This is a genomic window from Microbacterium sp., from assembly GCF_003248605.1.
In the GTDB taxonomy this organism is placed as follows: Bacteria; Actinomycetota; Actinomycetes; order Actinomycetales; family Microbacteriaceae; genus Microbacterium.
The window spans coordinates 1-10,128 of record NZ_QFPF01000093.1 but is presented as its reverse complement, the minus strand read 5'-3'; the positions used below and the strand labels follow the sequence as shown (position 1 = coordinate 10,128).

Here is a 10,128-nt window from a genome sequence, read left to right as displayed (position 1 = left end):
CACGTGAAACGGCGCGTAAAGGGACCGCCCGGTGCCCATAGGTCAGGCCCGCGCGTGGGACCATCTCCCCTGTATCACAGCGAGGAGATGACGGGCACGTTTCTGCTACCCCCGACAACTTGCGCCTGGACCAAGGCGCTGGTCCCCGTTGTCCTGTTTCACGTGAAACGACAGCGTCATGCACGACCAGCCGAGCGTCGGTCGTTTCACGTGAAACTCACCACACTGCCCACGAGAGCGTCACCTGGACCCACATGCCTGTCGAGTTTCACGTGAAACGGTTGCATCGCTGACCAAGATTCGTCTGGATCGCGCACGCCTGACACTTTGCGTCAAAAGTTCCGCGTACCGCGGACATTTTCCGTATGTTCCCCCGACTGGGGGATCGTCGTCGGCGCTCACACACACGACGTCGGGAACACCGTTCACCAGCTCCCTCGTGTCGGCGCTCAGCGCGCCGTTCATCCGGCTTCGCCGCGCCGGGCCGGCTCCAATCTCGTACTCGGACTCCGGTGTGATCCCTCTCCACGTGAGATCCGTCTCGGCTCACGAGGACACGCCTCCGCCACTATCTACCGGACCGATCCACGCACCCCCTGCTCAGCAGAGGGGGATTGCCGAGCAAAGGTCTGTCTTCGGCGCTCACAACCTCCGCTCGGCAGACTCCCTCTCCTCGGCAGAGCGGCCCTGCGCCGATGCCTCACCCCGCCGGCAGCCGGGCCCCGCACATCGCGCGCCTCTGTTGCGCGGCCCACGCCCATGACGTCTGCTCGATCTGGGCTCACCCCGCCGAGTCCGCCCGCCACTGCCTGGACAACCTCGGCCCGCCACAGCTCGGGAGACTTCTCGCCGCACAACCCGGCAAGCTCTGCCCAGTAGAGGGAGATCGACCGGCAGAGGTCCATGTCCGGCATTCACGCACTCCGTCTCGCGTTGCGCCAGCCGAGCATGCACGGGACGACGCGCGCGGTGTTTCACGTGAAACGCCCACCGGCGCCCCGGCTCTGCGCGCACGAACCGGGTTCGCGAACGAAGTGATCAGCGCCCGACGAACGCCCGCACCACACGAGTGGGTTCGGTGATGACACCTTCGCCCACAACCTCCACACGGACATCGCGCAATCCGAAACGTCTAATCTGCTTCGCCGCGGTCTCGATCTCCGCCGGGGCGGTAGCGCCTTTCAGCAGCACCATCTCACCACCCGGACGAAGGAGGGGGGCCGTGAGTGGGATCAGTGTGCGCAGCGCCGACACGGCGCGAGCGGTGACTTGATCGAAAAGCGGCTCGGGGTGATGGTCCTCGGCCCGAGCACGCACGACGGTGACGTTGGAGAGCGCGAGACGGTCGACCTGCTCATTCAGCCACATCACGCGCCTCTCCATGGGCTCGATCAGAACCCAGTCGACGTCAGGGCGCGCGATAGCCAGCACAATGCCGGGCAGTCCGGCACCCGAGCCGACATCACCGACCGTGTTCCCGGCGCCGAACAACGGCGCGATGACGGCGCTGTTCAGGATGTGGCGGGTCCACAGACGCGGGAGCTCGAGGGGTCCGATGAGTCCTCGCTGTTCACCCTCATCGGCGAGCGCGCGCGTGAAGTTCCGGGCAGCGTCGACGCGGTCAGCGAAGAGGACCGCGGCTTCGGCCGGCTCCGGCTCGTAGTCGGTCACAGATGTTCCACGTGAAACGTCAGCCGCGACGAATCACGGTGTGACGTTTCGCGCCCTCGCCATACGACTCCGACACGAATCCCCGCTCGGCGACGATGTCGTGGACGAGCTTGCGTTCGTAGCTCGACATCGGCGGCAGAGATGCCTGGCTCGCTCCCTCGTCGATCTTCTCGATCGCGCGGGCGACAAGAGCCTCGAGTTCACTCTGACGGGTGTCGCGTGAGCCTCCCACATCGAGGATCAGCCGCGAGAAACGACCCGTCTTGTTCTGCACGGCGAGCCGGGTGAGCTCCTGAAGCGCACGAACGGTCTCGGGATCCGCCAGAGGCTTCAGCGCGTCGGCTCGACCCTCGGATGCCTCGACAGAGACATACGCGCGTCCGGCGCGCACGTCCAACTCGATGTCACCGTCGAGGTCGGCGATGTCGAGCAGTTCCTCGATGTAGTCGGCGGCGACGTCGCCTTCTTCCTCGAGGAGGGCGACGGACGTCTCCTCACCCGGGGGGACGGTCTCATCGAACACGTCTGATGTGGTCGTCATGGCGTGGATCCTCTCGGGGGTCAGGCGCGGGGCTTGGCGGGTCCGGCGGACGGCGGACTGTCAGCCGGGGGAGTGGATCCGGCATCCGGATCCGCCGACGCTCCGCTCGCCGACGTCGGGCGCGTGTGCTGTGACTGCTTCTTCGCCCGCTGCTTGCTCATGGGCTGCTGGCGCTTGGGCGCCGCCGCCTTCGCCTTCTCGGCCTCGGCGAGCAGGCGCTCCTGCTCGGCACGGTACTTCTCCATCGGCACGACCTTGCCCGAGGAATCGATCGCCTTGCCCTTGCGCGCGAGTCGTTCCTCTCGGGCCTTCGCCGCATCGGACCCGGGTGTGGGCATCTCGCGGATGACCACGAACTGCTGCACCATCGTCCAGATGTTGGAGGTGAACCAGTAGATGACAACACCCAGCGGGAAGAACACACCCGAGAAGATGAAGGCCAGCGGCAGGATGTAGAGCATGATCTTCTGCATCTGGTACGCCTGGCCGGTCTTGGCCTCGGGCGACAGATTCTTCGAGATGATCTGCAGCTGGGTGAAGAACTGCGACACGATCATGAGGGCGACGAGGACGATCAGGATGATGATCGCGACGGTGTTGCCGGTCTCGAACGCGTTGATCAGTGTCTCGTGCAGCGACGCGACTCCGAACAGCCGGGCGTCGTAGAACTCCTGCGTGAGCTCGTTGTCGAGCAGACCCACACCGCTGAACGTCGGGTCGTCGCCGATGCGCTGCACGTCGTTGAGCACCGAGAACAGCGCGAAGAAGATCGGCATCTGCACGAGCAGAGGCAGGCAGCTCGACACGGGTGTCGTGCCGTGCTTCTTGTACAGGGCCATCGTCTCGCGACTCATCGCCTCCCGCGAGAGCTGGTCGCGCTTCCCCTTGTACTTCTCCTGAACTTTTCGCAGCTCAGGAGCGATTTCCATCATCTTTCGCTGGCTCTTGATCTGCCGCACGAAGAGCGGGATCAACGCCGCGCGCACGACGATCACGAGACCCACGATCGAGAGAACCCAGGTGATGCCCTCGGCTGCAGGCAGCCCCATCGCGGTGAACAGCCAGTGCCAGGCGACGAGCACGAGCTCGACCGCCCACTTCAGCGGCCAGAGGATGATTCCGATCAGATCCGGCACGGATCAGTCCTTTCTCAGGGAAGAGGGCACGACGAAGCCCCGGGGGGTCAGGTCGTTTCCGACGTTCTCGCGCACGGGCACGTCATCGATGCCGCCCTGCGCCCACGGATGGCACCGCGCGAGGCGGGATGCCGCCATCAGGCTGCCGCGGAGCACTCCGTACTGCTGCACCGCTCCCACCGCATAAGCCGAGCAGGTCGGGTAGTACTTGCAGACATCGCCGTAGAGGGGCGACACCGTCGCTCGGTAGACGATGAGTGCGGCGATCGCGGTGTTGCGGGGCACCAGGCAGGCTGCACGCCAGGCGTGTCCGGCATCCAGATACCCGTGCCCCGTCATGGCTGTGGGCAGCGGAGCGCTCATACTCGGCTCCTCCTCACACAGCGGGTGACCTCGACGTTCAGCGTCGAGAAGTCCGCGCCCGCCGCTCCCGGCAGGGCACGGATGACGATGTCACGACCCGGGGGAACGTCATCGACGAGCCGCGCGCACGCGGCCTTGAGACGGCGACGCACCGTGTTGCGCACGACGGCATTGCCGACGCTCTTCGCGACGATGAAACCGAAACGCACGTCTTCGCCCGATCGGACGGCGACGTGGGTGACCGTATGGGCTCCGGCACAACGAGTGCCCCTGCGGACGACGTGTCTGTAGTCGTCGCCGCGGGTGAGGCGATGAGCCCGGGCCAGCACCGCGGTTCTGGTGTTACGCCGAGAGCTCGACGCGACCCTTGCCGCGGCGAGCGGAAAGGATCGCGCGGCCGGCACGCGTGCGCATGCGGGCGCGGAAGCCGTGCTTCTTGGCGCGGCGGCGGTTGTTGGGCTGGAAGGTGCGCTTGCTCATAGTGTCACTCCGGGAGACGAGTCACCGGGACGTGGGCGACCGGAGACGTTCAGGGCGGGAGATGGATGCCGCGAGGGCATAAGTCAACTTCCTAAGGGTACGCCCTCATCCCCGAGCCCACAAACCGGGAGGCGGAACGCGACATTATCCCGAGGTCCGAGTTCCGATCCTGGCAATGACACGCCGGCGCGTCCTACAGTGGATTTTGCTCCGCGAGCGCGCGTGGCTAGCGTGATCCGCGGCAGTTATCCACAGGTTCGGCGACGGCATTCGCGCGGCCGCCCGGGGAGCCGTCCACAACAATCCACATTTCGCCCACAAGGCGATCCACACCCGGGGGGGCCATGTCTCAGCACGATGTTCCAGACGTCTCGATCTGGTCGGCCGTGCTCGAAGTCCTGGCCACGGATGATCGCATCACGCCTCAGCTGAACGGGTTCCTCAATCTCGCGGTGCCTCAGGGGGTCATGGGCGGGACGCTGTATCTCGATGTCCCGAACGACCTCACCGCGGCGCAGTTCAACAAACGGATGAGGGCGTCCATCATGGAGGCCCTCGCACGCATCGACCATCCCTCCGCCGCGGTCACCTTCCGCGTCGTGGTCAACCCCGAGCTCGCCGACGCGCCGAGCGGCCGCTCCGAACCGGAGAGGTCGAGCGAGCCATCGCCCGCATCCGCCGGGCCGGCCGCCGTCGATGCCGCGTCAGGCCCGGCTCTGCGGGCATACGTCGAGCCCGCCCCCGAGCCTGCCCCCGTCGCATCGCGCAGCGATACGCGCCTGAATCCCAAGTACACCTTCGACAACTTCGTGATCGGCCAGTCGAACCGCTTCGCCCACGCCGCGGCCGTCGCCGTCGCCGAGGCACCCGCCAAGGCGTACAACCCCCTGTTCATCTACGGAGACTCGGGGCTCGGCAAGACGCACCTGCTGCATGCGATCGGCGACTACGCGCTGAGCCTCTATGCCGGCATCCGCGTGCGCTATGTCTCGAGCGAGGAATTCACGAACGATTTCATCAACTCGATCGCGAACAACCGGGGCTCGGCATTTCAGGCGCGCTATCGAGAAGTCGACATCCTGATGATCGACGACATCCAGTTCCTCCAGGGCCGCGCCGAGACCCAGGAGGCCTTCTTCCACACGTTCAACACGCTGCACGACCACGACAAGCAGGTCGTCATCACGAGCGACGTCCCGCCCAAGCACCTCACCGGGTTCGAGGACCGCATGCGCAGCCGCTTCGAGTGGGGCCTCATCACCGACGTCCAGGCTCCCGATCTCGAGACTCGCGAGGCGATCCTGCGCAAGAAGGCGCAGAGCGAACGCCTGCACGTACCCGATGATGTGCTCGAATACATCGCCACCAAGGTCTCGAGCAACATCCGCGAGCTCGAGGGTGCGCTCATCCGCGTCTCAGCCTTCGCCAACCTCAACCGCTCGGCGCTCGATGTGCAGCTGGCCCAGACCGTCCTGCGCGACATCGTCGATCAGGACGACGCGAACGTCGTCTCGCCGACCGACATCATCACCGCCACCGCGCAGTACTTCAAGCTCACCGTCGACGACCTGTACGGCTCCAGCCGGTCGCAGGCCGTCGCGACCGCACGTCAGATCGCGATGTACCTCTGCAGGGAGCGCACGAGTCTCTCCCTGCCGAAGATCGGTCAGCTCTTCGGCAACCGCGATCACACGACGGTCATGTACGCGTACAAGAAGATCAGCGACCTCATGAAGGAGCGCCGCTCCCTCTACAACCAGGTCACCGAGATCACCACGATGATCGGTCGCCAATCCCGCTGACGACCACTCCTCGTCGTTCCGTTCGCCCCGATACATCCACTCGACGCGGGATGAATTCCCCACACGGCGCTTGACAGCGTCCCGCGCAACACGCCATCATTTCGATTTTCACAGTGTGGATAACTTGTGGATAAGCCGTCTCGAGGCTCACAACTCTGTGCACCCGCGACGTCGTTCTGTGGAAACCGTCGAGTGGATGCCGCACGCCGCCGTCATCCGTCAGGCCCTGTTTCCGCAGCTCGTACACAACTCACACGCATGTAGTTCCCCGCTCTCGACAGCGATCCACCGAGTTATCCACAGAATCCACAGCTGTTAACACCATTAACGAGAATCTTGATGAGAAACCCCGTCCCATCACCTCCGGGGCGAACGTCGGTACCGGCGGCCCCGCTCACACGAGCGCTCGACCACGGCACTAGCATGGGTAAGCCCACCCCCAGGACGACAAGGGAGCGCCCGTGAAGTTCCACGTCAACCGCGATGTCTTCAGCGACGCGGTCTCGTTCGTCGTGAAGCTGCTGCCGCAGCGCAACCCCCAGCCGATCCTGGCCGGCGTGCTCATCGAGGCAGGATCCGACGGACTCTCCCTCTCGGCGTTCGACTACGAAGCGTCCGCCCGAACCACCATCGAGGCGACGGTCGACAGTCCCGGCACGATCCTTGTGCACGGGCGTCTGCTGTCGGAGATCGCCAACCGGCTGCCGAACGCTCCCATCCAGATCGTGGTCGACGACGACGGCGGAATCGTGCTCACCTGCGGCTCGGCACGATTCACTCTGCCTTCGATGCCTGTGCAGGAATATCCCGCGATCCCCGAGGTCACGGGTGAACCCGGGCTCGTGCCCGCTGACGATTTCGCGACGGCCATCGCCCAGGTCGCCTTCGCCGCATCGCGCGACGATGTCACCCCCGTCCTCACGGGTGTCCAGCTGGAGGTCTCGGGCACGACACTGAGCCTCGTCGCCACCGACCGCTACCGGGTCGCCCTCCGGGAGATCGCCTGGGACGCCGGCGACGCCCGTGCCGATGAGGCGACCGCACTCGTCCCCGCGCGCACGCTGCAGGAAGTGGGCAAGACCTTCGGTCACGGCGGCAACATCCGCATCGCGTTCTCCGGATCGGGTGACCGCGAGATCATCGCGTTCTCCGCGGGTGACCGCACGGTCACGTCGCTGCTGATCAAGGGCAACTTCCCGCCGGTGCGGCGCCTGTTCCCGGAGCAGAACGACCACCACGCCGTGGTCAACACGGCCGAACTCGCCGAAGCCGTCCGACGCATGCAGATCGTGCTCGATCGGTCGGCCCCCCTGCGGTTCACCTTCAACGGCGACGGCGTGACCATGGACGCCTCGGGCGGAGACCAGGCGCGGGCATCGGAGTCCGTCGACGCGCACCTGCAGGGCGAAGACGTCGTCCTCGGCCTCAACCCGCAGTACCTTCTCGAAGCACTGACGGCGGTACGCAGTGAGTTCGTGCGCATCACGTTCACGTCCTCCGACAACGCCAACAAGCTCAGCCCGGTCCTGATCACGAGCCAGACCTCGGTCGAGAAGGCCGGCGGCGACAGCTTCAAGTACCTGCTCCAGCCCAACCTGCTGCTGCGCTGATCCGACCGTTCGGGGTGTCCGCCCCTCGACGTAGGGTTGTTCCGTGATCGTCGAGCATGTCAGCCTCATCGACTTCCGCAACTATGCGGTCGCCGATGTCGCGCTCGCGCCGGGCCCCAATCTGTTCGTGGGACGAAACGGTCAGGGCAAGACCAACCTGGCAGAGGCCATCGCCTACGTCGCCACACTCGGTTCGCATCGAGTCTCGGGTGATCAGCCCCTCGTGCGTGCCGGAGCGGATGCCGCCATCCTGCGGGTGCGCGTCGCCTACGGCGAGCGCAGAATCCAGCTCGAGGCTCAGCTCAACCGTCAAGGAGCCAACCGTGCGCGCGTCAACGGCGCCGACGTGCGGCCCTCCGAGCTGCCGCGATACGCACAGGTGGTGATCTTCGCCCCCGAAGATCTGGGTATCGTCCGCGGTGACCCGTCGTCCCGACGCCGCTTCGCCGACCAGCTCCTGGTGCAGCGTTCACCACGTATGGCCGCGGTGATCGCCGATTACGAGAGGGTGCTCAAGCAGCGCGGCGCTCTGCTCAAATCGGCCCGCGCCCGCGGCATCCGCGGAGAGGCGCTCTCCACACTCGATGTCTGGGATGACAAGCTCGTCACCCTCGGGTCCGCGCTCATCGATGCCCGCGAATCCCTCGCTTCAGAGCTCGCCCGACCCCTGGCCGAGGCGTACGCGGCCATCGCCGGAGACGATCATCAGCCGTCGGCGCTGTGGAACCTCTCCATCCGAGGCGCCGACCCGGAGGACGGCATCGATGGCACCGGTGAGTCCATCGAGGGCGCGACCGCTGAGCTCTTCCGCCGGGCTCTCGCGGCACGGCGCACCGCTGAGCTCGAGCGCGGCATGAACCTCGTCGGTCCGCATCGCGACGACCTCCTGCTCCAGATCCGCGGGCTTCCCGTCAAGGGCTATGCGTCGCACGGTGAGTCCTGGTCGGTCGCCCTGGCGCTTCGGCTCGCATCGGCCGAGCTGCTGCGGGCCGAATCCCGCGCCGGAGACCCCGTCCTGATCCTCGACGACGTCTTCGCCGAGCTCGACACCGAGCGACGGGATCGTCTGTCCCATCTCACCAGCGGCTACGAGCAGGTCATCGTCACAGCAGCCGTCGAAGGCGACGTTCCCGATTCGCTCCGCAGCCGGACCGTGCGCATCGAGGCAGGGCGTATCATCCACGACGAGCGCTCGTCCGCACCCTCCGCCGATGTCCATGCCTGACGAGATCGAGGATCCATCGTCGCCCCAGGCGCCGCGGCCGGCGGCCGACGACGCTGCTGACTCGCTCACCTTGGCGACGTATCTGAGACTGCGCGGCATCGCAGCGCCGCGCGGACGACGTCGGCGCCGCATCCGCGACGAAGACGGCGAGAATGTGCCCTTCGCCCCCGGTCGGGACCCGCGCGGACTCGGCGACATCGTCGCCGAGGTGACGCGCGAGGCGGGTTGGGACTCGCACCTCGCGCAGGAGGACGTCCTCCGGCGATGGAGCGAGGTCGCGGGCGAACAGACCGCTGCGCACGCCCATCCGGTGGCGCTGGAGGGCGGTGTGCTCACGGTCCAGTGCGACTCGACGGCGTGGGCCAAACAGCTCTCGCTGCTGCGCGCCGAGATCGTCACTCGCATCGTGCGCCACCATCCCGATGCGGGCATCACCGGAGTGCGCTTCATCGGGCCCGACGTCCCCTCGTGGAAATGGGGTCCCAGGACGATTCCAGGGCGTGGCCCACGCGATACCTACGGTTGAGGGAGCATTTGGGGTGTCCGGCCCGATTTCCGAGCCGCAGAGGGCCGGATATGCCGTTTCGGGCGGGCCGCCTCGACTAGACTGAGAGGGCCTCATCCCTCGATCTGGAGCGCCGCACCTCTATGACTTCCGACTCGCTCGACAGCGCCCCGGCCGATCCGAACCTCACGCCCGAGAAGACGCCCGTCGAGTACGGGGCCGACGCCATCCAGGTCCTCGAGGGTCTGGAGGCGGTCCGCAAGCGCCCGGGCATGTACATCGGTTCGACGGGTCCCCGAGGACTGCACCACCTCGTGTACGAGATCGTCGACAACTCCGTCGATGAGGCGCTCGCCGGCTACTGCGACACGATCGACGTCGCGATCCTCGAAGACGGTGCCGTCCGCGTCGTCGACAACGGACGCGGCATCCCCGTGGACATGCACCGCACAGAGGGCAAGTCCACCGTCGAGGTCGTTCTGACCGTGCTCCACGCGGGCGGCAAATTCGGCGGCGGCGGATATGCGGTCTCGGGCGGTCTGCACGGTGTCGGCTCGTCCGTCGTGAACGCCCTGTCGACACGACTCGAGGTCGAGGTTCGGCGCCAGGGATACGTGTGGCGTCAGTCCTACCGCAACGGCGGTGTTCCCCAGGCGCCCCTCGAGCGCGGCGAGGAGAGCGCCGAGACCGGAACGACGATCACCTTCTGGCCCGATCCCCTGATCTTCGAGTCCGTCGACTTCGACTACGACACGCTGCGAACGCGCTTCCAGCAGATGGCGTTCCTCAATAAGG

General features: G+C 66.2%; 11 protein-coding genes. 5 read left to right on the top strand and 6 right to left on the bottom strand.

Annotated features, from left to right (window positions below; genetic code table 11):
* Window positions 1-1,038: 1,038 nt before the first annotated feature.
* From rsmG to rpmH, 6 genes are read right to left on the bottom strand one after another with little or no spacing between them, the layout of a single operon-like run.
* The gene (gene rsmG, locus DI573_RS11695; protein WP_292814369.1) at window positions 1,039-1,671 is read right to left on the bottom strand and encodes a 16S rRNA (guanine(527)-N(7))-methyltransferase RsmG; all 633 of its coding nucleotides are present in this window, start codon (window positions 1,669-1,671) and stop codon (window positions 1,039-1,041) included.
* A 19-nt stretch (window positions 1,672-1,690) separates the two neighbouring features.
* Window positions 1,691-2,212 (bottom strand): R3H domain-containing nucleic acid-binding protein, encoded by a 522-nt coding sequence (locus tag DI573_RS11690; RefSeq protein WP_292814366.1) that lies wholly within the window; start codon window positions 2,210-2,212, stop codon window positions 1,691-1,693.
* Window positions 2,213-2,232: 20 nt separating this feature from the next.
* On the bottom strand, window positions 2,233-3,348 hold the full coding sequence (gene yidC, locus DI573_RS11685; RefSeq protein ID WP_292814364.1) for a membrane protein insertase YidC: 1,116 nt from the start codon (window positions 3,346-3,348) through the stop codon (window positions 2,233-2,235).
* A gap of 3 nt (window positions 3,349-3,351) precedes the next feature.
* A complete protein-coding gene (yidD, locus tag DI573_RS11680) occupies window positions 3,352-3,687 on the bottom strand; it encodes a membrane protein insertion efficiency factor YidD (RefSeq protein ID WP_292814372.1) in 336 nt (111 codons plus the stop codon).
* Window positions 3,688-3,707: 20 nt separating this feature from the next.
* Window positions 3,708-4,040, bottom strand: a complete 333-nt coding sequence (rnpA, locus tag DI573_RS11675) for a ribonuclease P protein component (protein ID WP_292814361.1) — start codon at window positions 4,038-4,040, stop codon at window positions 3,708-3,710.
* Window positions 4,041-4,053: 13 nt separating this feature from the next.
* Window positions 4,054-4,191 carry a 50S ribosomal protein L34 gene (gene rpmH / locus DI573_RS11670; protein WP_045257399.1) on the bottom strand — a complete coding sequence of 46 codons (138 nt, stop codon included), beginning with the start codon at window positions 4,189-4,191 and terminating at the stop codon, window positions 4,054-4,056.
* A 344-nt stretch (window positions 4,192-4,535) separates the two neighbouring features.
* On the opposite strand from rpmH, the gene dnaA reads away from it, so the two are divergent.
* From dnaA to DI573_RS11645, 5 genes are all read left to right on the top strand, one after another.
* Window positions 4,536-5,993 carry a chromosomal replication initiator protein DnaA gene (dnaA, locus tag DI573_RS11665; protein WP_292814353.1) on the top strand — a complete coding sequence of 486 codons (1,458 nt, stop codon included), beginning with the start codon at window positions 4,536-4,538 and terminating at the stop codon, window positions 5,991-5,993.
* A 461-nt stretch (window positions 5,994-6,454) separates the two neighbouring features.
* Window positions 6,455-7,603 (top strand): DNA polymerase III subunit beta, encoded by a 1,149-nt coding sequence (gene dnaN, locus DI573_RS11660; protein WP_292814350.1) that lies wholly within the window; start codon window positions 6,455-6,457, stop codon window positions 7,601-7,603.
* Window positions 7,604-7,646: 43 nt separating this feature from the next.
* Window positions 7,647-8,828 carry a DNA replication/repair protein RecF gene (gene recF, locus DI573_RS11655; protein ID WP_292814347.1) on the top strand — a complete coding sequence of 394 codons (1,182 nt, stop codon included), beginning with the start codon at window positions 7,647-7,649 and terminating at the stop codon, window positions 8,826-8,828.
* Window positions 8,815-9,354 (top strand): DciA family protein, encoded by a 540-nt coding sequence (locus tag DI573_RS11650; protein ID WP_292814344.1) that lies wholly within the window; start codon window positions 8,815-8,817, stop codon window positions 9,352-9,354. The genes recF and DI573_RS11650 overlap by 14 nt, the downstream gene beginning before the upstream one ends.
* 122 nt (window positions 9,355-9,476) lie before the next feature.
* Window positions 9,477-10,128, top strand: a 652-nt coding sequence (locus DI573_RS11645) for an ATP-binding protein (RefSeq protein WP_292814341.1), incomplete at its 3' end; no start/stop codon positions are given.